The organism is Arthrobacter sp. GQ119, from assembly GCF_059759125.1.
The window spans coordinates 171548-194268 of record NZ_JCAXEA010000005.1; the positions used below are offsets into that span (position 1 = coordinate 171548).

The following is a 22721-nucleotide window of genomic DNA, read 5'->3' on the forward strand; positions in this document are numbered from 1 at the left end:
CGACGGTGGGGCTTAGCCGAAGTACTTCGGCAGGGTGGCCTCGTGGGCTTCGCGGAGGGCGTCGAGCGGGAGTGCGTCCACGCCGTTGATCTCCAGCTGGCCGCTGGCAGCGTCCACCACGCCGATCCGGATGTGGGCGAAGCCGCGGGCGGTGCACATGTCCGTGAAGCGGACTTCCTCCGAGCGGGGGACGCCCACGATGGCGCGGCCCTGGGACTCGGAGAACAGCGCCGTGAACAGGTCAATGCCGTCGCGGTCCAGAACATCCTGCAGCGCGATCCGGGCACCGACGCCATAGCGGAGTGAGGACTCCACGAGAGCTGCCGCGAGGCCGCCCTCGGAGAGGTCGTGCGCGGAGTCCACCATGCCGTCGCGGGAGGCGTTGATCAGGATTTCACCCAGGGCGCGTTCGGCCGCCAGGTCAACCTTGGGCGGCAGGCCACCGAGGTGTCCGCGCAGGTTCGACCACTCCGAACCGTCCAGTTCCGCGGCCGTCGTGCCGAGCAGGTAGATGGCCTGGCCGTCCTCGCGCCAGCCCGAGGGTGTGCGGCGTGCGACATCGTCGAGCTTGCCCAGCACAGCGACCACCGGGGATGGGTAAATCGGCGTCGTGCCGGTCTGGTTGTACAGCGAGACGTTGCCGCCCGTGACAGGGATGCCCAGCTCCATGCAGGCGTCCGACAAGCCGCGGATGGCCTCGGCGAGCTGCCACATCACGTCAGGGTCCTCGGGGGAGCCAAAGTTCAGGCAGTCGCTGACGGCCATGGGCACGGCGCCGGAGGTGGCCACGTTGCGGTACGCCTCGGCGAGTGCCAGCTGGGCGCCCTGGTATGGGTCCAGGTAGGTGTAACGGCCGTTGGCGTCGGTGGCCAGGGCAACGCCCAGTCCGGATTCCTGGTCCACGCGGACCACGCCGGCGTCGTCCGGGAACGCCAAAGCCGTGTTGCCGCCGACGTAGCGGTCGTACTGGTCCGTGATCCAGGACTTGTCGCACATGTTCGGCGAGGAAATGAGCTCGGTGACGGCGGCGGCCAGTTCCGCGGGGGCGGAGGGACGGCCGGTGTCCTGGACGGAGCCGGTGAACGCGTCCGCCTGCACGCCGTCCTGCCATTCCGGCCGGGCGTACGGGCGGTCGTAGACCGGACCGTCGTGCGCCACGGTGCGCGGGTCCACGTCGACGATGACCTCACCGTCCCAGGTGATGATGAGGCGTCCGGTGTCGGTCACCTCGCCCAGCCAGGAGTACTCCACGGCCCACTTGTCCATGACTGCTTCAAAAGCGGCCACGTTCTCGGGGGTGACCACGGCCATCATGCGTTCCTGCGACTCGGACATCAGGATTTCGCCCGGGGTCAGGGTGGGGTCGCGCAGCAGCACGGAGGTGAGTTCAACCTGCATGCCGCCGTCGCCGTTGGAGGCGAGCTCGGACGTGGCGCAGGAGATGCCCGCAGCGCCCAGATCCTGGATGCCTTCCACCAGTGAACCCTTGAACAGCTCAAGGCAGCACTCGATCAGGACCTTCTCGGCGAACGGGTCGCCCACCTGGACGGCGGGGCGCTTGGACGGCTTGGTGTCGTCGAAGGACTCCGAGGCGAGCACCGAGGCGCCGCCGATGCCGTCGCCGCCGGTGCGGGCACCGAACAGCACCACCTTGTTGCCCTTGCCGGACGCGTTGGCGAGGCGGATGTCCTCGTGGCGCATGACGCCGACTGCCAGCGCGTTCACCAGCGGGTTGCCCTGGTACACGGAGTCGAAGACCATTTCGCCGCCGATGTTGGGCAGTCCCAGCGAGTTGCCGTAGCCGCCGATGCCGGCAACGGCCCCGTGAATGACACGGGCCGTGTCAGGGTGGTCGATCGCACCGAAACGCAGCGGATCCATGACGGCCACCGGGCGGGCACCCATGGAGATGATGTCGCGGACAATGCCGCCGATGCCGGTTGCGGCGCCCTGGTAAGGCTCCACGAACGACGGCGAGTTGTGGGACTCGATCTTGAACGTGACGGCCCAGCCGTCGCCCAGGTTGGTGACGCCGGCGTTTTCGCCGATGCCGACCAGCATGTCCTTCTTCATCTCGTCCGTCACCTTTTCGCCGAACTGGCGCAGGTGGTTCTTGGAGGACTTGTAGGAGCAGTGCTCGCTCCACATGACGGAGTACATGGCCAGCTCGGCGCCCGTGGGGCGGCGGCCCAGGACCTTCACGACCTCGTCGAACTCGTTCTGCTTCAGGCCCAGCTCGGCCCAGGGGAGTTCGGTGTCCGGGGTCTTGGCCGCGTTCTCGACAGTGTCGATGTTGAACTTCTTGCCGACGGTTTCAGCTGAGGTGGTCACTTGGCGCCTCCCACAATCTTGTTCAGTACGGAAGTGAAGAAGCCCAGGCCGTCCGTGTCGGTCCCGCCGAAGCCGTCCAGGGATGCCGGGCCGAACCCGGGTTCCACTGCGTGCTCGGGGTGCGGCATGAGGCCCACCACGTTGCCGGCTGCGTTGGAGATGCCGGCGATGTCGCGGCGTGAGCCGTTCGGGTTGAAGCCCACGTACCGGAACACCACGCGGCCTTCAGCCTCGAGCGCGTCCAGCGTCTTGTCGTCGGCGATGTACTGGCCGTCCTGGTTCTTCAGCGGCACCGTGATCTCCTGGCCCTCGGCGTAATCGAGGGTCCAGTCGGTGCGGCTGTTCTCGACGCGCAGCACCTGGTCGCGGCACATGAACTTCAGGTGGTCATTCTTGATCATCGATCCCGGCAGCAGGTGCGACTCGGTGAGGATCTGGAAGCCGTTGCAGATGCCGAGCACCGGCAGCCTGGCATCGGAGTTGGCGGCATCAATGACCTTGGACATCAGGGGCGCGAAACGCGCGATGGCGCCTGCCCGGAGGTAGTCGCCATACGAGAAGCCACCGGGAATGATGACGGCGTCCACGTCACCGAGTGACGTGTCGGCGTGCCACAGCGATACGGGCGTGCCGCCCGCGAGCTGGACTGCGCGCGCAGCGTCGCGGTCATCGAGCGTGCCGGGGAAGGTGATGACGCCGATCTTCGCGCCCGCGAGGCTGCGGGCACCTGGAGCGCCGGCGACTGCCTCGCCGATCAGGGGGAGTTCAGTCATCTCAGGCCTCGACGACCTCGACGTTGACGACGTCCTCGATCACCGGGTTGGACAGCAGGGTCTCGGCAGCTTCCCGGGCCTGGGCCAGGATTGCTTCGGTCACCTCGCCGTCGACGGTCAGTTCGAAGCGCTTGCCCTGGCGGACAGAGCTAAAGCTGGTGAAGCCTAGGCGGGGGAGTGCACCCACGATGGCCTTCCCCTGCGGGTCCAGAATCTCGGGCTTGGGCATGACGTCGACAACGATCCGGGGCATCCGGTAACTCCTGTGCGTGAGCATTGGGTAAGGGCGCAGCGGAGTGGTGCCGTCTCACGCCGTTCGTCTGCGGCCTTCTGGCACAAATGGCACAACATGGACGGGCGCTCCGCGAGCTTGCCTGCCCATTCTACCGGCCGCAGCGGCGCAAGCCGTATTCGGGCCCAGTGACGCTGGCCTCCTGTTAAGGCCGACGGCGGCTCTGGCCCGCCGTCGGCCCCGTCAGTAGGATTGCGGCATGGCTGAGAAACCGAAATCCGTAGTGTTGCCAGTGGTCGTTGCCGCCGTGTTCGCAGGGCTGGGGAGGATGGTTCTGCAAAAGATCAAGGCGGACCGCGCCGCCAGGAACAGCCGCACGGCGGGTCCTGTGGACGAGAAGACGCGCCAGTGGATCAGCGAGGTGGTCCGCACTCCGCGCCAGTAGCGACCTCCGGGCAGCCGTCTTCGGATGGCGCCGGTTCCGTCCACGGCTCGGCGGGCACCCCTTCCGGGGTGCCCGCCTCCGTCATTTAAGGGCGCGCTGTTGAGCTGAGTGACAAACTTTAAAAAGTGGTTTGTGGCATATGTCATAAGCGCGTGACAGTGGGTACTGTGGGGATCGGCTGACCTTGGGGGAATCGACAGGACCTGTCAATCTCGCGCGCTTGGCCGCATGAGCCCGGCGGCGCAGCCGGGACCGTTCCTTATGAAAGGTTCAAATCACTCGTGAATTCCGCAGGAAAGAGCTTCTTCCGAAGCCGGGGGGTGCGGAAAGCAGCGGCACTGTGTGTCGCTCTGCCTATGCTCCTTTCATCCCTCGCCACATTGCCGGCCGTCGCCGCCCCCACCCAGGGCATGACGCAAGCGGGGGAGCACAAGACCATTGATCCGAAGGACCTTCAGGCGGGCCGCTACATCGTGGTCCTCACTGACAAGCCCGCAGCAACATACGACGGCGGCACCGCAGGATATGCGGCCACCAAACCGCGGGCAGGGCGGAAGCTTGACGCCCGCCGGGCCGAAGTGCAGAGGTACCAGTCTCACCTGGAGGCCAAACAGACAGCGCTGGCGCAACAGGAAAACGTGCAGATCGGGCGCAGGTACACCGCCGCCCTCAACGGTTTCAGCGCCACACTGACGGCTGACCAGGCAGTGAACCTTGCCAAGGACCCGGGCGTCCTCACGGTCGCACCTGATACCCAGCGGGCACCGGATTACTCCACCACCGACTTCCTCAAGCTCAGCGGCCCCGGCGGCACGTGGAATACACAGTTCGGCGGCCAGGACAACGCGGGCAAAGGCGTTGTGGTCGGGGTCATTGATTCCGGCTACACCCCGTCCAGCGCCTTCTTCGCCGGAGGGGAGGTGAAGCCGCTCAAGGGGGAGCCGCAGGTCGGCGTCCCCTACCGCACCGCGGGCGGCAGGATTGCCATGCTGAAATCGGACGGCAGCACCTTTGAAGGCGAGTGCCAGAAGGGCGAAGGATTTAATGGCAAAGCCTGCAATTCCAAGGTCCTGAGCGCCCGCTACTTTTCCGAAGCCTTCGAGGACACCGTGGCCAAGAAGGACCGTGCACCGGAAGAGCTGATTTCCCCGGTGGATGTCGGCAGCCACGGCACACATACAGCGAGCACCGCCGCCGGCAACCCCAACGTCGAGACATTCGTGGATGGCCGCAGCTTCGGAGTGACCAGCGGCGTTGCCCCGGCCGCCAAGCTTTCCATCTACAAAATCTGCTGGGAAGACAACGACCCCGCCACGGGAGGCTGCTACACCTCCGCTTCCATCGACGCCATCAACCAGGCGGTGCTGGACGGCGTTGACGTGCTGAACTACTCCATCTCGGGCACCACATCCACCACGACGGACCCGGTGTCCCTGGCGTTCCTGTCGGCAGCCTCGGCAGGCATCTTCGTTGCGGCGTCTGCCGGCAACTCCGGGCCCGCAGCCAGCACCGTCAACCACGGTGAACCCTGGGTCACGACGGTTGCGGCCAGCAGTTTTTCGCAGGAACTGCAGGGCACGGCTGAATTCTCCGACGGCAGCAAATTCCGCGGCGCCAGCATCATGAACCGCGAGGTTACCGGCGCCGGGGTGGTCCTCGCCGCGAATGCAGGGTCCGGACAGGATCCCACCCCGCGGCTGTGCGGTCCGGGTTCGCTGGATCCGGCGAAGATTTCCGGCAGGGTGGTGGTTTGTGACCGCGGCACCTATGACCGCGTGGCCAAGAGTGCCGAGGTGGCCCGCGCCGGCGGGGTCGGAATGATCCTGGTCAACGTGACCAGTTCGTCCCTCGACGCGGACAGGCACTCTGTGCCCACCGTGCACGTAAACCCTCCTGCCACGGAGGAGATCAAGGCCAAAGTGACGGCGAACCCGGCCATTACAGTTTCGCTCGTGAACAAGGACACCACCGGACAGCCGGCCGAGGCGCAGCCGCAGATCGCCGGTTTCTCCTCCCGCGGACCGCTCATCGCCACGGACTCGGATCTCCTCAAGCCCGACGTCGCCGCCCCGGGCGTAGCTGTCCTGGCCGGCGTCTCGCCCATCGGTGCCGGCGGGGACACCTTCGGGTTCATGTCCGGGACGTCCATGGCGGCGCCCCATGTTGCCGGATTCGGCGCCCTCGTCCTGGGCAAGAACGCCCATTGGTCCCCGGCTGCCGTGAAATCGGCCATGATGACCACGGCAGGCGACGTCAAACTGGCCGACGGTTCGAAGAACACCGATGTCCATGCCACCGGTGCCGGCCAGGTCGACCCGGCCCGGATGCTGAACCCGGGCCTGGTCTACGATGCCGACGGCGATGACTACCTGAGATTCATCCAGGGGACCGGGGTTGACCTGGGCATTCCGGACCTTGGCAGCACCAAGTCCCGTGACATGAATGTCCCGTCCTTCTCCCTCGGAAACCTGGCAGGCAGGATCGAGGTCACCCGGACGGTGACCGCGCTGACCCCGGGTGTGTACCGGGCCAAAGCACGCGTCCCCGGTGTGAAGGTTGCGGTGACCCCGTCCATCCTGTCCTTCAACGCCCCCGGCGAAAAGCGCACGTTCAAGGTTTCCTTTGAGAACCAGAGCGCCGCGCTGGGGCAGTTCGCCATGGGGTCGCTCACCTGGGAGGGCTCGGACAGGAGTGTGGTTTCGCCGATCGCGGTGCGCCCGCAGTCGGTGGTGGCTCCCAAGAACGTGGCCTTCAGTTCCACGGGAGGCAATGGCTCCGGAGCCATCAGCATCGTCTCAGGTACCAATTCGCCTACCAACGTGACGCTCGACGGGCTGTCCAAAGCTGATTCTTCCGCCATCGAGCTGGTTCCCGGACCGTTCAGGTACACGACTGACGCCTCGAACTTCGTGAAGACCGTGGAGGTTCCGGCCGGTGCCCCGCTGGCCAAGCTGTCCGTCTTCTCGGCCGATGAAAAGGCCGACTTCGACATGGTGGTCATCACGCCCGGCAACCAGGCGATTGTCGCAGCCACTGCATCGGCCAGTGAAACGGTGTCCATCCCCAACCCCGCACCGGGGACCTACCGGATCCACGTGAATCTGTACGACAGCCCCGGCGGCCAAGCCACCAAGGCCTCTGTGGATGCCGCGGTGCTGGGAGCAAACGTTGGAAACGCAACGGTCACCCCTGACCCCGTGCGCCTCCACAACGGCAGATCCGGCAGCCTGGCGCTGTCGTGGAAGAACCTGGCCCCCGGCTCGTACATCGGCCGGATCACGTTCGACGGGGCCAGCGCACCGACCTTCGTCAGCGTCGTGGTGACACCGGGCGCCGTCGCGGGCGTCCCACCGGCTTCGGAAGATCCGAAGAAAAAGAAAGAACGGGGAAAGGTCCATAACGAGGACCTGACACGGATTCCGGATAACTCCATCTAGGAAGGTCCCGGAACCGGGTTCCCTGGGGACTCCCCGGCAGCAGTGGCCGGCGGTGCGCGCCGCCGGCCACTGCTGCTTTTAAGTGGGACACTGCTGTTTTAACCCGCCCATGCTCTCTTAGACTGCGCCGGTGGACCCGGAAACCCCACCCAGCAGCGGAGCGAGTGCGTGCCAGCGCGCAATTTCGCAGCCGTCTGTCAGGGAGAACCTGCAATGCACCTGCCGCTCACCGAACGTTCCGGTGACCACGGCCACCTGCGGGCCACCGTACTGCTGCGTGCAGAGCATTGGAGGTCCCGGAACGGGAAAGAAGATCCCTTCCCCGAACCGTTCGACGGCGGCAACCGCCCCCGCAGGGTCCGGCAGGTTCGACTCCGGCGGATGTCCCGGCCGTCGGGCCAGGGTGAAAGTCCGCTCAGGACCTCCGGGCGCCTCGGTCAGGGTGACGGTCAGGTCCAGGTCCAGGTCTGAATCCGGGGCGGGTGCATTGGCGCCGGCGCCGGTCATTGCTGGCCTCCGGAAGCGTCCCCGCCGAGGTCCTCGAAGAGAGGAGCGAGCGCCGCCAGCAATCTGCCGCGCAGCATCTGCGCCTCTGCGGAGAAGACACGCTGCTGCTCAACGTAGGTGGCCTTGCCTTCTGCCGTCTCAATCCTGATCGGAGGATAGCCCCAGTCGGCGAGATCATACGGAGAGGCCTGCATGTCCATGGCCCGCACCCGCCATGAAAGCTCAAAGCACTCCATCACCAGTTCGCTTGGCAGCGCCGGCGAAAGCTTGTAGGCCCACTTGTACAGATCCATGTTGGCGTGGAGGCAGCCCGGCTGTTCCATGGTCCGTTGGTTCTCCCTGCTGGGCGTGAGTTCATTCAGCGGAAGCGCATCCGGTGTGTAGAAACGGTACGCGTCAAAATGCGAACAGCGGATCCGGTTCTCTTCAACCACTTTGTCAGTGCCGGCGCCGCCCAGCCGCAGCTTCAGGTATTCGTGCCGCAGCTCGAACTTCTCCTGCCGGTACACCATGGCCCATTCGTGCAGGCCGAAGCAGCCGAACTGCGCCGCACGCGCGGCGGTGCCGGCCAGGATGATCCGGGCAAAAACGAGGGCGTCGCGTCGGGCGGCCAGAAACGCCGGGCGGTCAAGGGTGACCGCGGTGCTGCCGGGCGGCAGGCCACGCAAGCTGAGTTCGCCGGCGTCGAGTGCGCGGTAGAACTTCCACGTGCGGCGCGGGCCTGCTTCCGCTCCGGCGAGAATGACGCCGTCACCGGGATGCCAGCGCAGCAATTGGCCGGGCTTTTGCGTGTAATAGGTGAAGAGGAAGTCCTCCACCGGGTGCTTTCGGCCGGCGGAGCGCCGTTCAAGGTAGGGATCGGCGTAACGGCGTACCCGTTCGGCATGGGCGGCTTCGCGGTCCCGCCAATCGGCAGCCGGGAGAACGAGCGGTTGATCCTGCATCTCGAGCATTACGCCGGGCACGGACCTAAACTGCCCCACCGGCAGACCCCAGAATGTCCTTGGCAGCGTTCCATGCGCCAATTTCGCAGCCGTTGCGCAACATGAAAGTACTCTCCACAGGGGTGCCGTCAACGACTCCCGTCACCGTGGCCACTTGGGGGCCGCCGTACTGCTGGGTGCACGAGACGCCCTTGCGGGGCGCGGGCTGGTTCAGGACGGCAGGATTCTCCTTCAAGGCGGCACAGGCCGCGGCGGCACCCGGATGCTGGCTTTCGGCCACCGGGGCGCCCGCCTTGCAGACGAGCGTGTAATTGACGGCGGTTCCGTCCTGGGAGGGCTTAACGGCGATGGAGAGCTCGGCATCTCCGGTTCCGGGCCCCGAAGGCAGCGGGGCGGGGGCGGACGGAGCAGGGGCAGGCACGGTCGTCTCGGCGTCCGGAGGTGTGGTACCGGGTGCTGTGGTCCCGGGCGCGGATGTACCCGGCGCAGGAGTGCCCGGTTCAGACGTGCCGGGTGATGCGCTCGTGGCTCCGGGAGTGGGCTGCCCCGTTCCGGTATCCGGATTACAGGCAGCCAGGCCGCCCAGCACTCCGAGGGCGAGCAGCACAGAAATGAATTGCTTGCGCATGCCGGATCTCCTCAAGTTTTTCCCATTCTACCGTCGGCCCACCCGGCGGTCCGGAACGGCCCGGTAACGGTGTCCGGCAATCGCTAACGGAAGGGTATCGATTCTTAGCGGCGTCCGCGGTATCTTTCTGACATTGACGGGTGCGGCTACAACCAAACAGTGATGACGCCTATGGGGGGCGGAGCGTCCAGTTCGTGGGACCGAAGGTCTGCAGGTCCAAGAACCAAGGAAGGCATGTCCCCATGACCACCCAGCAAGAATCCTCCCGCCCCAAACTCAGCAGGCGGCTGCCTGCTGTGCTCGCCGTCGGCCTTGCCCTGGTCCTCGGCCAGGGGCTCGCCGCACCCACGTCTGCCGCACCCGGGCCGTCCGGCGGCCGGTCGGCTTTCGACGACGGCCGATACATCGTGATGCTCAAGGACAAGCCGCTGGCCACATACTCGGGCGGCGTGGCGGGCATTCCGGGCACGGCCGTTCCGAAGGGCAAGAAGCTGGACTCCTCCGGGTCCAACTCCCGCAAATACGACGCGCACCTCAGGTACAAGCAGCGGCAAACGGCCGCGGCCAAGGGCGTGCAGATAGACCAGAGTTTCACCCTGGCCGTCAACGGCTTCAGCGCCGCCCTGTCCGCGGAACAGGCCAAGCAGCTGGCCGGTGACAGAAGCGTGTTGGCCGTCGTTCCCGATACGATGCGCAAGCCGGACTACTCCAGCACCGATTTCCTCGGTCTTCCCGGCCCGGACGGTGTCTGGAAGCAGCAATTCGACGGCAGGGATGACGCCGGCAAGGGCGTCGTCGTGGGCGTCCTGGACACCGGCTATTCGCCGGACAATCCGTTCTTCGCGGGCGACACCGTCCCGCCGCTCTCGGGGAGCCCAAAGATAGGCCGGCCCTTCCACCTGCAGGGCAACGTCATCGCCATGCGCAAGGCCAACGGCGACACCTTTATTGGCGATTGCGTTGCCGGGGACGGGTTCGAGGGGACGGAGTGCAACAGCAAGGTCATTGGTGCCCGCTTCTACGACCAGGCCTACAAGGCTGTTGTTCCGCCCGAGCAGAGATCCCCGCAGGAGCTTTTCTCCCCCTTGGATGTCAACGGACACGGCTCGCACACGGCCAGTACGGCAGCCGGAAACAGCGACGTGACCCAGACGGCAGGCGGACGCGATTTCGGCACGAGTTCGGGCGTCGCCCCGGCGGCGAAGATTGCGGTGTACAAAGTCTGCTGGGAGGGCGCTACACCCGCAACGACCGGGTGCCTGGAATCGGACATCATCAGGGCCATCCAGGACGCCATCCTCGATGGAGTGGACGTAATCAATTTCTCGATCTCGGGCAACAACACCACGACCATTGACACGGTTTCGCTCGCCTTCCTCAACGCCGCCGCCGCTGGGGTTTTCGTGGCAGCGTCGGGCGGCAATTCCGGCCCCGGTCCCAGCACGGTCAACCATGCCGGGCCTTGGCTGACCAGCGTTGCCGCTTCGACGTTCGACAGCTCACTCCGTGGAACCGTTGAACTCTCGGACGGAGCGAAGTTCGCCGGAGCGAGCGTGATGAGCACGGAGGTCACCGCGAAGCCGATCGTCCTCGCAGTCGCCGTCAAGGCAGCCGCCGCCGCTGATACGGACGCGGCGCTGTGCGTTCCGAACACGCTCGATCCGGCCAAGACTGCGGGAAAAATCGTGGTGTGTGACCGCGGCATTATTCCCCGGGTCGACAAGAGCGTTGAAGTGGAGCGTGCCGGCGGAGTGGGCATGGTGCTGGTCAACCTGCTTCCAGGCTCACTGGATGCCGACCTGCACAGTGTTCCGACCGTCCACGTGGGCGATCCGAAGGTCAAGGACGTGGTGGCGGCGAGTCCGGGCCTGACCGCCAGTCTCAAAGCAACCGACACCACGGGGGAGCCACTTCCCCCGGTCCCGCAGATCGCCGAATTCTCGTCCCGCGGCCCGACGCTGGCATCCAACGGCGATCTCCTGAAGCCCGATGTCACGGCCCCCGGTGTGGCTGTCCTGGCAGCCGTCTCGCCGATCGGCTTTAAGGGCGAGACCTTCGGCTTCCTCTCGGGAACGTCCATGGCCGCGCCGCACATTGCAGGATCGGCAGCGCTCCTGCTGGGCAAGAACCCGCAATGGTCCCCTGCGGCCGTGAAGTCGGCCATCATGACCACGGCGTATGACCTCGTCGGAGCGGACGGAGCGAAGGTTCACGACGTCTTTGCCCAGGGCTCAGGGCATGTGGATCCCTCACGGTTCGCGTCGCCCGGCCTGGTGTACGACGCCGGGCTGGCTGACTGGTTCGGATTCCTCCAGGGCCTCGGCATTGACCTGGGCGTGGTGCCGGTGGCCGCCAAGGATGTCAACGTGCCCTCCGTGGCGCTTGGTTCCCTCGCCGGCAGCCAGACCGTCATCCGGACTGTTACCGCGGTCAAGGCTGGAACCTACCGCGCCACCGTTGAGGTTCCGGGCGTGCAGGCGACAGTCAGCCCGGCGGTACTGACCCTCCGCGAGGGCGAGAGTGCCACATTCACGGTCACATTCACCACGGCCGGAGCCCCACTGGACACTTACGCCACAGGCTCGCTGACGTGGGCATCGTCGGACAACACCGTGCGCTCGCCGGTGGCGGTGCGGCCCGTGGCCGCCCCGTAGCGGCGGCAACTCCGGCAGGTCCGGCGGGAAGGCATGCCAGCCAGAACGACGCCGGCACTCACCACGAGTGGTGAGTGCCGGCGTCGTTCTGGCTGGCTGCGCGGTTCCGGTACCGGCTGTGGCTTGTTCCTGCCCGGCGCGGGCCGGGACCTAAGCCCGCGGGCCAGCGGTGGCGGCGATGAGATCCATCATGGTTCGGTGCAGCGACTCCACTTGCTCCCGGGTCAGCCCGAGCTTGGCCATCATGGTGCCCGGCACGGAGGTCGCCTGTTGCCGCAGTGCTGCTCCGGCCGGCGTCAGGGCGACAGCAAGGGCGCGTTCGTTGCCTTCGACGCGGCGCCTTGTAATCAGCCCGGCGGATTCCAGCCTGCGGAGGAGCGGGGAGATCGTGGCGGGCTCCTGGGCGAGGGCCTCGCTGATGTCGCGCACAGTGCGCGGGCTGGATTCCCAGAGGCACAGCATCACCAGGTACTGGGGGTGTGTCAGGCCCAAACGCTCGAGTACCGGCTTGTAGGCGCCAACCACGCTGCGGGAGGCGACGGTCAGTGCGAAGCATAGTTGCCGTTCCAGCAGCAGGTCGTCATCGGCCTCGATAACCGAGGTCCGCCGTCCCGTCCCGGCTGGGGCAGTGTGGGGCGTTCCTTCGCTCCGGGAGGCGCTCATAGATGTCCCTTCAATAGTTAGTGCACTAATTATTAGTGTATCGTTGTTTCTGGCAGCAGTGGTTAGGAGAAGTGGATACCGTGGCACAAGAGAACGCAGCACAAAGGTTCATGCGCGCAACCGGCAAGCTGAGGGCGATTTTCGGCCCCGCGAACCGGAGCTCCCTGAGTCACGAAATGACCGAGGAAAATCGCCGGTTGCTCGCCCAGCGCGAGGCGGAAACCGAGCAGTGGGAAACGGTCCGCCGCCCTGACGGGAGCACGTATGTGGTGCCCCGCAACCCTGACGACAAGTCGCTCCGCTAGGCCCGTTGCCCCGCGGTTACCGGGCCATGGGGCGGGGCCTTTTCCGCTGCCCCGGCGTAAAATAAGGGCACTGGCAGTTACGAAGAGCAGATGCTCGCTACCTTCGATCAGGGAAGGGGGTGGTACTTGTGGCACATGTACTCACTGGTTTCATGAACCTGACCGACAGGCTTCGGTTCGTATTCGGCCCTGCCTCCGTAGGCGACGCCGCGGCGCCCGTGGTTCACCGGCATGACGACTTCGAGCACGCCTCGGAAGAAGACCTGGCACAGTTCGAAGTCGAGACCGATTCCGAGGGACACCACTACGCAATTCGCAAGAGTGACCTGAAGTACCTCGAATAGGCAGACATGAAAGCGGCCGCCAGCCTGGATTTGCCAGGCGGGCGGCCGCTTCCTTGTGCTGGGCCCGTTTGCTTAGCGGCCCGTGCCGCCGTAAACGGTGGCCTCTGCTTCGCTGTCGAGGTCGAAGGCCCTGTGGATGACGCGCACTGCCTCGTCCAGGAGGTCGGCGTGGGTCACCACCGAGATGCGGATCTCGGACGTGGAGATCATGTTGATGTTGATGCCGGCGTCGGACAGCGCCTTGAAGAACGTGGCCGAAACACCCGGGTGGGAGCGCATGCCCGCGCCGATCAGGGAGAGCTTGCCGATCTGCTCGTTGTACTCAATGCTCTCGAACCCGATCTCTGCCTCGGCGGCACGGAGGGCTGCAAGGGCATCCGCACCATCGACGATCGGGAGCGTGAATGAGATGTCCGTCCGGCCGGTTCCGTGGGTCGAGACGTTCTGCACGATCATGTCGATGTTCGAGTGCGCGTCGGCGATCACCTGGAAGATGGCGGCGGCCTTTCCGGGGATGTCCGGAACACCCACCACGGTGACCTTGGCTTCGGAACGGTCGTGTGCAACACCGGAGATGATTGGCTGCTCCAAGGCAACTCCCTCTTGAGTCTTGATCTTGTCGTCGGCACCGGGCATGACCCACGTGCCTTCGTGCTGGCTGAATGAAGAACGGACGTGCAGGGGCACACCGAACCTGCGGGCGTATTCGACGCACCGCAGGTGAAGGATCTTGGCCCCGGACGCGGCCAGTTCCAGCATCTCTTCGCTGGAAATGCGGTCGATCTTCTGGGCCGACGGCACCACACGCGGATCGGCGGTGTAGATGCCGTCCACGTCCGTGTAGATCTCGCAGACGTCTGCGCCCAGGGCTGCGGCAAGGGCAACGGCCGTGGTGTCTGAGCCGCCCCGGCCCAGGGTGGTGATCTCGTTGGTGCTGCGGCTCATGCCCTGGAAGCCGGCAACGATGGCAATGTGCCCCTTATCGAGGGCGGTCCGGATGCGGTGCGGATCCACGTCAATGATCCGTGCCTTGCCGTGGATGCCGTCAGTGATCATGCCGGCCTGGGAGCCCGTGAAGGACTGGGCGGAGGCGCCGAACTTGTTGATGGCCATGGCCAGCAGTGCCATGGAAATACGCTCACCGGCGGAAAGGAGCATGTCCATTTCGCGCGCCGGAGCGGAATCGGTCACCTGCGCGGCGAGGTCCAGCAGTTCGTCGGTGGTGTCACCCATGGCCGAAACCACAACAACAACCTCGTTGCCGGCCTTCTGCGCGTCGACGACGCGCCGGGCAACCCGCTTAATGCCGTCAGCGTCGGCTACCGATGACCCGCCGAATTTTTGCACAATGAGCTGGGCGGTCGATGCCGGGTTGACGGTCAGCTCCTGCGGCTGCGGTTCGGTCTTCACATCGGTACTGGGCATACTCATGCGTGCACCCTCACTGGATCAAATCGGAGTTCTGGAGGCCAGGCGGCCTTGCGGCTCGACGGCGTAACTGATGTTGACAGTTTATCGCCGCCCTCCGCCGGGCGTTGAATTGTGACCGATTCCGGTCCCGCAGATGCTCCGGCATGGCCGGCCGGCGCGGCTGATCAGCTGAGAGCGTTGCGCCGGCCCTCGAAAGCGCGGCCGAGCGTGACCTCATCGGCATACTCCAGGTCGCCGCCGACGGGGAGCCCGGAGGCCAGCCGGGTCACCGTGATGCCGATGGACTTGAGCATCCGGGCCAGATAGGTCGCCGTCGCCTCGCCCTCAAGATTGGGGTCGGTGGCGATGATGATTTCCTGGATGGCGCCGTCGTTGAGACGGGTCAGGAGCTCACGGATCCGCAGCTGTTCGGGGCCGACGCCGGCGATCGGATTTATGGCCCCGCCGAGCACGTGGTACCTGCCGCGGAAAGAGCGCGTCCGTTCCACGGCGAGGACGTCTTTGGACTCCTCCACCACGCAGATAACGGTCGGGTCCCGGCGGGAGTCCCGGCAGATATTGCAGAGCTCCTGTTCCGTCACGTTGCCACAGACCGTACAGAACTTCACGCGTTCCTTGACAGTGGTGATGGCCTGCACAAGGCGCTTCATGTCCTCGGGGTCGGCCTCCAGGATGTGGAAGGCCAGCCGCTGAGCCGACTTCGGCCCGACGCCGGGCAGGCGTCCGAGTTCGTCGATCAGTTCCTGAACTGCACCCTCGTACACAATGTCCTCGATTACCTGGTTGGATGATTCCGGCCGTGCTGGCCAACGTCGTCGCTGGCTGGTTCGATGACGTACGGCCCGGCTGCCGTACCTGCCGACGTACGGCCCGGTTGCCGTACCTGCCGACGGTTGGGCTTCCGGTTCCCTTGCAGGCGCCCGGCCGCTGCCTCATGGCGGAACCCGTTCGGCTTGCTAGCGGGGCAGCAGCGGACTTCCATCCAGCGAGCGTTCCTCGATCAGCTTTCCGCCCAGAATACGCTCAACCGCAGCCCGGCCAAACACGCCTGATTCCTCGATGGTTTCGTCATCCGCGCTGGGGATGTCCTGCGTGTAGGAGGCCGTGGGCTCTGCCTGGCGGGCGGGGGCCTTTGCCCGCCCCGCTTCAGCCTCCGGGCTGTTCGACAATCGCTGGTACAGGCTCAGCTTGCCGTTGCCGGAGGGTGACGGAGCTGCCACAGCTGCCGTGCCCTGTGTGGCGGCAGGCGCCCCCGCCGGTGCAGAGCCCAGTGCTGTCACCCTGGTCGGGGCCAGCTGAGGCTGCGCAGAGGGCACGGCGCCAACTGCGAACCCGGCGCCTGATCCCGCCGCCGGCGCAGAGGCCATGGCATAGGCGGGAGCGAATTCGGCGGTGTCCGCCTCGGGCGCTGCTGGTTGCCCGGGTGCGGGGCGGTGGGTGTGCTCTCCTGCCTGTACCTGGGACGGGCGGGTAGTACCTGCGGGGTCCGGAACCCGCGGTTGCGCGGAGGGCGGAACCTGGGCAGCCGCTGGCTCGTACCGGGGCGCGGCAGGCGCCGGGGTTTCCTGCCCGGCTTCGTCGCCGGGCTGGCTCAGGTATTTGCCCACGTTGGTTTCCGAGCCCAGGGCCCACACGCCAGGTGCCTGTTCGACGGCGCGCGCCCACGGGTCGCTTGACGTGTCCCCGACCTGACGGGCTGGCCCGCTGACAGGGGCCGTAGCCTGGGCAGGGGCCGCCGCCTGGACAGGCGCGGTGGCCTGGGCAGCCGGGCGGGAAGCGGCCGCTGGTGAAGGCTCGCTGCGTGGCTCACGCGGGGCCGGGGGCTCCCAGTTCGCTGGCGGTTCTTCGTCCAGCGGCGGCGCATCTTCGTCGAGCGGCGGGCCCCAGTCGTCATCGGGATAGGAGTACGAATGGGTCTGTCCCGCATCGGCCGGCGGCACGGGATCTGCGGACTTCATGGGAGCTGTGGGCTGCCCGGACCGCTCGGGACCAGACGGCCCGAGGGGAGCGCCCACCGAGGGCGTGGAGGGCTGGATGTCCGCGTTGCCGTCGTGGCCGGGCGTCATGACTGACGGCTGCCCTGGCCGGCCTGACCCGGTTGCGGGAGTGGCAGCCTGGCCAGGGGCGGCCGGGGAAAGAGGCACCTGCGGAGAGGCCGCCTGAAGAGCAGCCGACTGAGGCGCGGCCGGCTGAGGCGCAGGGGCCTGCTCTTGCCGGTGAACCGGAGCCTGTCCGGTATCGGGCCGGGCAGGGACCAGGCCCCAGTCCGCGTCCGTCGTGGTAGCCGGTATGTCCCGGCTAATAGGACCTTTTGGGTTTGGCTCAGAGCTCGCTGCGCTGTTGGATCCGCCTGCTGTGGCGGTGATCTGGCAGTCGATGCCTATGGTCTTGTGGATGGCCTGCCGCAGGTTCTCCGAATGGTCGGCCCGCCCGAACGCACCGGCTAGTCCGGGCGTCGTGAAGACCAGCGTCAGGACCTGGCCGTCGAACTGGCCGACCTGGGCGTTCGGCTCGACCAAGGCCCACGTACTGCGCTTGATCTTGGTGAGGGTCTGCAGGATCTCCGGCCAGGCACGGCGGAGCACTTCGACGTCGGCGCCGCCAGGGGACGCCGGCGGCGCGGGACGCGGCGTGCCGGCGGCCGCCGCGGCTGGAGCTGGCCGGGCGTCCTCGGTTGGCGTCGGCTGCACTGGCGCAGGCCGTACTGGCGCCGGCTGTACGGGAGGCGTGGACTCGGGGCCACCAGTGCGAACCGCCTCGGGGGAGGGCTTTCGGAGGCCGGACTGCGGTTCGTCAACTGGCCAGTCGCTGGTGCTGATCCGGGGCGCGGAGATGGGCTCCCGCTGCGCCGGCAACTGGGTGGGCGCGGGGACCGATGGCCCTGTGCCGGGCATCCCTGCGGCAGGTGGGGGAGCTCCGTGAGTTGTCCCTGCCGGGGAAGGCGCCGGCTGCGGAACAGAATCAACGGCAGAAGCCGCGGCAGCGGGTGCCGCAGCGGCCGCAGGGCGAGCAGGCGCAAGGGGAGCAGGGGCTGCGGAAACAGGGGTGGCTGTAGAGGCGCCGGGTTCGTTCCCCGCGTAATTCAGTCTCCGCTCCACACGGTCAATACGTGCGGCAATTCCGCGTTCGGTTTGTTCCGAGCTTGGCAGCAGGATGCGTGCGCACAACAGTTCGAGATGCAGCCGGGGCGACGTTGCTCCCGTCATCTCGGTGAGCGCGGTGTTGGTGACGTCCGCCGCGCGGGACAGTTCCGCGGCGCCCAGGTTGTGCGACTGGCTCTGCATCCTGGCGATCTGGTCGGCGGGCATGCCGCGAAGAATGGACTGGGCACTCTCGGGCATGGCCTGGACGATGATGAGGTCACGGAAGCGCTCCAGGAGGTCTTCCACGAAGCGGCGCGGATCGTGACCCGTCTGGATGACGCGGTCAACCGCCCGGAATACAGTCGCTGAGTCGGAAGCGGCGATGGCCTCGACCACATCGTCCAGGAGCGAGGCATGAGTGTATCCGAGCAGCGCCACGGCGAGCTCGTAGTCCAGGCCGTTCGGGCCGGCTCCCGCCATGAGCTGGTCCAGTACCGAGAGCGAATCCCTGACGGAACCGGCCCCGGCGCGGATGACCAGGGAGAGCACACCCGGCGCAACGGGGACGTTTTCCTGGTTGCAGAGAAGTTCGAGGTACGCCAGGAGCGGCTCCGGGGGCACGAGCCGGAACGGGTAGTGGTGCGTGCGGGAGCGGATGGTCCCGATGACCTTGTCCGGCTCCGTGGTGGCAAAGATGAACTTGATGTGTTCCGGCGGCTCTTCAACGATTTTCAGCAGGGCGTTGAATCCCGCGGACGTGACCATGTGGGCTTCATCGATGATGAAGATCTTGTAGCGGTCCCGCACCGGGGCATAGGTGGCCCGTTCCCGAAGGTCCCGGGCGTCGTCCACGCCGCCGTGGCTGGCAGCGTCGATCTCGATGACATCGAGGGATCCGGCACCGCCGCGGGCCAGTTCAACGCAGCTGGGGCACACGCCGCACGGCGTGTCCGTAGGGCCCTTGGCGCAGTTGAGGCAGCGTGCCAGGATGCGGGCCGATGTGGTTTTGCCGCAGCCACGGGGACCCGAGAACAGGTAGGCGTGATTCACGCGGTTCTTACGCAGGGCCGTCATGAGCGGCTCCGTGACATGTTCCTGCCCGATAACGTCCGCGAATGAGTCGGGACGGTACCTGCGGTAAAGGGCGGTAGTAACAGTCACAGGGAAAACCCTACCAATCGGGGCTGACATAAAAGACCCCCCATGCACCCGCCAGAGCCCGCCTACCCTTGCTACCTTCCGGTCCTGGGGGAGTTCAACAGGATGACGCCACATGAGGGGCCGTCAGATACTTTACCTGAAATTTCGGTGTGCCCCGAATCGGCCCGGTGGCCGGTTGGCGGTGGCCGGTTGGCGGTGGCCGGCTACCGGTGTCCGTTCGCCGGCCAGCTCATGAAGGCCGGTTCCTCATAGGGATGCGCCGTGCGCAGTGCACGCACGACGGCGTCGAGCAGCTCATCCGCGACGACGCACTCCACACGCAGTTCGGCCACCTGCTCGGGAACGCCTTCGGCTCCGATAAATGGCCGGGAGCCGCTCAAGGGGGTGAAACGGCCTAAGCCGGGCGACGTGAACGAGCAATGCGAGTAGTCACCCAGCCGCCCGGCGCCGGCGTCTCCGATGGCGGACAGTACGGCTTCGGCGTGGGACTCGGGAACGTAGACGACCAGGGCGTGCAGCTGCGACATGACACCATCCTGCCACCGGGACGCAGCCAAGTCGCGGCTGCGCAGCCCCGGAAGGGCGGGCTGCTGGAGGGCAACCGCAGGAGGGCGCCTGGAGGCGGGAAAATTGCAGACCGCAACGCTCGATTGGGCGATGCCGGAAAGTTCGGGTATTCTAGTATCTGCTTTTGATTCAGAAGCAGCTGGAGAATTCGCCTAGCGGCCTATGGCGCACGCCTGGAACGCGTGTTGGGTTAACGCCCTCGGGGGTTCAAATCCCCCATTCTCCGCCACCGGAAACCCGGTTCCGATTTTGTCGGAACCGGGTTTTCTTTTTCTTCCGGTATTCGGCGCCGGCTACGTCAGCCCCAGCCGCCGAAGGCGCTGCCGAGCGGCACGTTCGCTGGGTCCCATCCGGCCCAGCGCAAGGCGTACGACGGCGAGAGTCACCCTTGTTGCCAGTCCCACCGGAAGGGGCAGCGGACCTAGCTGCGCCTTCCGCAGCCCCAACATTTCGCGGTACCGCGGCTCGAGGCTGAGCACCGCACCCGCAAAAAGCACCCGGTAGCCGGGCATCAGCCATGGATGCAGGGGAGGGTTCCGAATGAAGGCTACGGTTTCCGCAACCCGTTCGTCCGCTCGCAGGGCGCCCGACGCGAACCAGTCGTTCAATTCCCGGGCCACCTCGGCTTCACGGAGCGGCGGTGAACTGACGCCCATCAGCCGCCCTGCCTGTGCCCATTCACGGACATAGGCGTCGGGTCCGCCCGGAATGGGTCCGCCCCATTTCTTGTGCGCCGTGAGGAAGGAATCCATAAACGTGACGTGGACCCATCGGAGTAGGTCCGGATCGTTCGCAGAATAGTCCCGCTGGGCTCCGGCCCCGTCAACGTATTGTCCGCGGACCGAATCGTGGATCCGTAGGACGGAATCTGTCACTAAACGGGCATCCGCCGTGGAGCCGTACGTGACGGCATGAATCCAGCGCGTCGTCCGGGCAAGGCGTCCGAGGGAGTCGTCATGGAATTGGGAGTGTTCATAAACACCGGCCATAACCCCGGGGTGCAGCGTCTGCATCAGAAGCGAGCGGATGCCCGCGACGATGGTGGGCATCCCGCGATGGACAGTCCAGACGGCGGAACCGGGCAGATAAAAGCCCGGGTCATTTCCCTGGGCGAACTTCTCTGCCCAATCGGGCGGCGCAGAAGAGCTGCCCGTCAGCGTCCGTCTGACCTCCGCCTGCCATTCCCTGAGGAAATTGCGCATGCTCCATTCTCGCGCACTAAGTGAGAGCTGGACCACAATTCTGCAGGCCCTTCCGCCGGCCGGTTTGGGTGCCCGCAATGAAGGATCTTGCCCTCCATGCGGGGTGCCGGTTTGGGGGGTTAAACCTATAAAGCACAGGGATTCACCCCCCAGTTTTAGGGGTTTCCCGGGGGCTTCACGTGTGGCCACAATGGAGGACATGCTCGTCGAGACAAGGAGTTGGCGGGTCCTACATCAGGAGAATTCTGTGGCAACACATGGGGGAAACCAAGACACAGCCAGGGCGAACGGCCCTGGACGGATCGCTTTACGGAGCCTGTCTGCGGCGGTTGTCGTAGGCTTCTCCGTCTTCGCGTTCGGGTTCCAATCGCCGGCCAGCCACATCCAGACTCCCGCAGGGGCCCTCGACGAGGCTTCCGTCCGCGTGGTTCCGCCTTCCGGCGTCGTGGGACCTGCGCTGCTTGACCCGGCCAGCACTTCCGAGGGCCGTACCGTAAATGGTCCGGTGGCGGAGTTGGTTGCCAAAGTGCCGTTTGGCCGGACGATCGTAGAGACGTCGTCCAAGGGCGTTGCCTCCGCGAGCAGGGTCAAGTCGCAGTCCCCAGGTGTTGCATCTACCGCGTTGAAGCGGCCAGGAGCAGGTTTCCTCATGTCACCGCTCGAGGTTTTGTATCCGAGTTCCTCCTTCGGGCTGCGGCATAACCCCCTGACGGGCGAACACGGTGAGTTCCATTGGGGCCAGGACTTTGCCGCTCCATGCGGCACCCGAGTCTACGCGGCCGATTCCGGTGTTGTCCGGGCCGCAGGATGGCATCCGTGGGGCGGCGGCAACAGGGTAGAGATCGACCATGGCAACGGGATCATCACCACGTATAACCACCTCCAGGCCGTGGCAGTTGCAAAGGGCGACGCAGTCCGTGTGGGTGAGGTCATTGCTCAGGTTGGTACCACAGGATCGTCCACCGGGTGCCACCTCCACTTCGAGGTGATCGAGGACGGGGAACACCAGGATCCAGCAAAGTGGACCCTGCTGCCGATCCGGCAGGTAGATGCGCTGCAGCAGGCGGTTATGACCAGCTTCGATCCCGCTGCTGCCAATCTGGCGGGCTGGGCGATACCCTTCCTTCGCGGGAACACCGGTGATGGCAGTTCTGAGGCCTCTACCTATTATGATGCCCGGCCGTACACCTGGAGCCCCTCAGTGATGCCCAGTTCCACGGCAACCTGGGCCTCAACCCCTCAGACCAGCACCAGCCCGCTGCAGACCATCGCTCCCGAACCGACGGCCACATCCAAACCCGCTCCCTCGCCGTCGAAAAAGCCAGCCCCATCGACTCCATCGACAACCACCGCGCCGACAACGACCACTCCGCCGGCAACGACCACTCCGCCGGCAACGACCACTCCGCCGGCAACGACCACTCCGCCGGCAACGACTGAGCCGCCGACGACTGAGCCGCCGGCAACTGATCCGCCGACTACTGACCCACCGCCGACGACTGAGCCGCCGACGACTGATCCGCCGACTACTGACCCGCCGACTACTGACCCGCCGACGACTGAGCCGCCGGCAACGACCGAGCCGGATCCTGCACCAGTAGAGCCGTTGCCCGAACCCGCACCTGGCCCGCCTCCAGTTGATCCGACGCCGGACCCCTACGTTGAACCCGCTCCAACTGAGCCGGCACCTGCCCCGGTGGATCCGCCAACCGCAATCGTTGTCGCACCTGCACCTGCACCTGCTCCGGCACCTGCTCCGGCACCTGCTCCGGCACCTGCTCCGGCACCTGCTCCGGCACCTGCTCCGGCACCTGCTCCGGCACCTGCTCCGGCACCTGCTCCGGCACCTGCTCCGGCACCTGCTCCCGCTCCCGCACCTGCTCCGGCACCTGCTCCGGCACCTGCTCCCGCTCCCGCACCTGCTCCGGCACCTGCTCCTGCTCCGGCTCCGGCACCTGCTCCCGCTCCCGCACCTGCTCCGGCACCTGCTCCTGCTCCGGCTCCGGCACCTGCT

General features: G+C 66.2%; 19 protein-coding genes, 1 tRNA gene, 1 other RNA gene and 1 pseudogene. 7 read left to right on the forward strand and 15 right to left on the reverse strand.

Going from position 1 to position 22721, the window contains the following annotated elements; all coding sequences use genetic code 11:
- Positions 1–12: 12 nt before the first annotated feature.
- The 3 genes from purL to purS are packed head-to-tail and all read right to left on the reverse strand — an operon-like array spanning position 13 to position 3357.
- Positions 13–2331, reverse strand: a complete 2319-nt coding sequence (gene purL / locus AC6CH3_RS06815) for a phosphoribosylformylglycinamidine synthase subunit PurL (protein ID WP_498131701.1) — start codon at positions 2329–2331, stop codon at positions 13–15.
- Positions 2328–3104: a phosphoribosylformylglycinamidine synthase subunit PurQ gene (purQ, locus tag AC6CH3_RS06820; protein ID WP_498131702.1), complete on the reverse strand. Its 777-nt coding sequence runs from the start codon at positions 3102–3104 to the stop codon at positions 2328–2330. The genes purL and purQ overlap by 4 nt, the downstream gene beginning before the upstream one ends.
- A 1-nt stretch (position 3105) precedes the next feature.
- Positions 3106–3357: a phosphoribosylformylglycinamidine synthase subunit PurS gene (gene purS / locus AC6CH3_RS06825; protein ID WP_400579806.1), complete on the reverse strand. Its 252-nt coding sequence runs from the start codon at positions 3355–3357 to the stop codon at positions 3106–3108.
- A 238-nt stretch (positions 3358–3595) separates the two neighbouring features.
- Between purS and AC6CH3_RS06830 the strand changes: the two genes are divergently transcribed.
- Entirely contained in the window at positions 3596–3781 is a 186-nt protein-coding gene (locus tag AC6CH3_RS06830) for a hypothetical protein (RefSeq protein WP_498131703.1), read from the forward strand.
- A 356-nt stretch (positions 3782–4137) separates the two neighbouring features.
- A complete protein-coding gene (locus tag AC6CH3_RS06835; RefSeq protein ID WP_498131704.1) occupies positions 4138–7218 on the forward strand; it encodes a S8 family serine peptidase in 3081 nt (1026 codons plus the stop codon).
- 117 nt (positions 7219–7335) lie between these two features.
- Here the strand turns inward: AC6CH3_RS06835 and AC6CH3_RS06840 are convergent, their stop codons facing one another.
- The 3 genes from AC6CH3_RS06840 to AC6CH3_RS06850 are packed head-to-tail and all read right to left on the reverse strand — an operon-like array spanning position 7336 to position 9297.
- Positions 7336–7725 (reverse strand): serine protease inhibitor, encoded by a 390-nt coding sequence (locus AC6CH3_RS06840; protein WP_498131705.1) that lies wholly within the window; start codon positions 7723–7725, stop codon positions 7336–7338.
- Entirely contained in the window at positions 7722–8669 is a 948-nt protein-coding gene (locus AC6CH3_RS06845) for a 3-methyladenine DNA glycosylase (protein WP_498131741.1), read from the reverse strand. The genes AC6CH3_RS06840 and AC6CH3_RS06845 overlap by 4 nt, the downstream gene beginning before the upstream one ends.
- Before the next feature lie 25 nt (positions 8670–8694).
- Positions 8695–9297, reverse strand: a complete 603-nt coding sequence (locus AC6CH3_RS06850; protein ID WP_498131706.1) for an SSI family serine proteinase inhibitor — start codon at positions 9295–9297, stop codon at positions 8695–8697.
- 242 nt (positions 9298–9539) lie between these two features.
- Between AC6CH3_RS06850 and AC6CH3_RS06855 the strand changes: the two genes are divergently transcribed.
- Positions 9540–11951 (forward strand): S8 family peptidase, encoded by a 2412-nt coding sequence (locus tag AC6CH3_RS06855; protein ID WP_498131707.1) that lies wholly within the window; start codon positions 9540–9542, stop codon positions 11949–11951.
- A gap of 150 nt (positions 11952–12101) precedes the next feature.
- Here the strand turns inward: AC6CH3_RS06855 and AC6CH3_RS06860 are convergent, their stop codons facing one another.
- Complete coding sequence (locus AC6CH3_RS06860; protein ID WP_498131708.1) at positions 12102–12614, reverse strand: MarR family winged helix-turn-helix transcriptional regulator; 513 nt, start codon at positions 12612–12614, stop codon at positions 12102–12104.
- Between the two features lie 110 nt (positions 12615–12724).
- On the opposite strand from AC6CH3_RS06860, the gene AC6CH3_RS06865 reads away from it, so the two are divergent.
- Positions 12725–12919: a hypothetical protein gene (locus AC6CH3_RS06865; protein WP_498131742.1), complete on the forward strand. Its 195-nt coding sequence runs from the start codon at positions 12725–12727 to the stop codon at positions 12917–12919.
- Positions 12920–13071: 152 nt separating this feature from the next.
- Positions 13072–13263 (forward strand): hypothetical protein, encoded by a 192-nt coding sequence (locus tag AC6CH3_RS06870; protein ID WP_498131709.1) that lies wholly within the window; start codon positions 13072–13074, stop codon positions 13261–13263.
- Between the two features lie 72 nt (positions 13264–13335).
- Here the strand turns inward: AC6CH3_RS06870 and AC6CH3_RS06875 are convergent, their stop codons facing one another.
- From AC6CH3_RS06875 to AC6CH3_RS06895, 5 genes are all read right to left on the reverse strand, one after another.
- A complete protein-coding gene (locus AC6CH3_RS06875; protein WP_498131710.1) occupies positions 13336–14694 on the reverse strand; it encodes an aspartate kinase in 1359 nt (452 codons plus the stop codon).
- A 164-nt stretch (positions 14695–14858) separates the two neighbouring features.
- Positions 14859–15458: a recombination mediator RecR gene (gene recR / locus AC6CH3_RS06880; protein ID WP_400579816.1), complete on the reverse strand. Its 600-nt coding sequence runs from the start codon at positions 15456–15458 to the stop codon at positions 14859–14861.
- A 192-nt stretch (positions 15459–15650) separates the two neighbouring features.
- A complete protein-coding gene (locus AC6CH3_RS06885) occupies positions 15651–18968 on the reverse strand; it encodes a DNA polymerase III subunit gamma and tau (RefSeq protein WP_498131711.1) in 3318 nt (1105 codons plus the stop codon).
- Positions 18967–19063: signal recognition particle sRNA small type (gene ffs, locus AC6CH3_RS06890), an RNA gene on the reverse strand. Before ffs ends, AC6CH3_RS06885 begins: the two co-directional genes overlap by 2 nt.
- Positions 19064–19141: 78 nt before the next feature.
- Entirely contained in the window at positions 19142–19465 is a 324-nt protein-coding gene (locus tag AC6CH3_RS06895) for a hypothetical protein (RefSeq protein WP_498131712.1), read from the reverse strand.
- 181 nt (positions 19466–19646) lie between these two features.
- On the opposite strand from AC6CH3_RS06895, the gene AC6CH3_RS06900 reads away from it, so the two are divergent.
- Positions 19647–19734 (forward strand) — tRNA-Ser (locus AC6CH3_RS06900).
- A gap of 64 nt (positions 19735–19798) precedes the next feature.
- On the opposite strand, the gene AC6CH3_RS06905 is transcribed toward AC6CH3_RS06900, so the two are convergent.
- Positions 19799–20707, reverse strand: a complete 909-nt coding sequence (locus AC6CH3_RS06905) for an oxygenase MpaB family protein (protein ID WP_498131713.1) — start codon at positions 20705–20707, stop codon at positions 19799–19801.
- Positions 20708–21356: 649 nt separating this feature from the next.
- Between AC6CH3_RS06905 and AC6CH3_RS06910 the strand changes: the two are divergent.
- Positions 21357–21710, forward strand: a pseudogene (locus AC6CH3_RS06910) (M23 family metallopeptidase); the annotation flags it as partial.
- 236 nt (positions 21711–21946) lie between these two features.
- On the opposite strand, the gene AC6CH3_RS06915 reads toward AC6CH3_RS06910, so the two are convergent.
- Entirely contained in the window at positions 21947–22129 is a 183-nt protein-coding gene (locus AC6CH3_RS06915) for a hypothetical protein (protein ID WP_498131744.1), read from the reverse strand.
- Positions 22130–22248: 119 nt separating this feature from the next.
- The gene (locus tag AC6CH3_RS06920) at positions 22249–22716 is read right to left on the reverse strand and encodes a hypothetical protein (RefSeq protein WP_498131745.1); all 468 of its coding nucleotides are present in this window, start codon (positions 22714–22716) and stop codon (positions 22249–22251) included.
- Positions 22717–22721 lie beyond the last annotated feature (5 nt).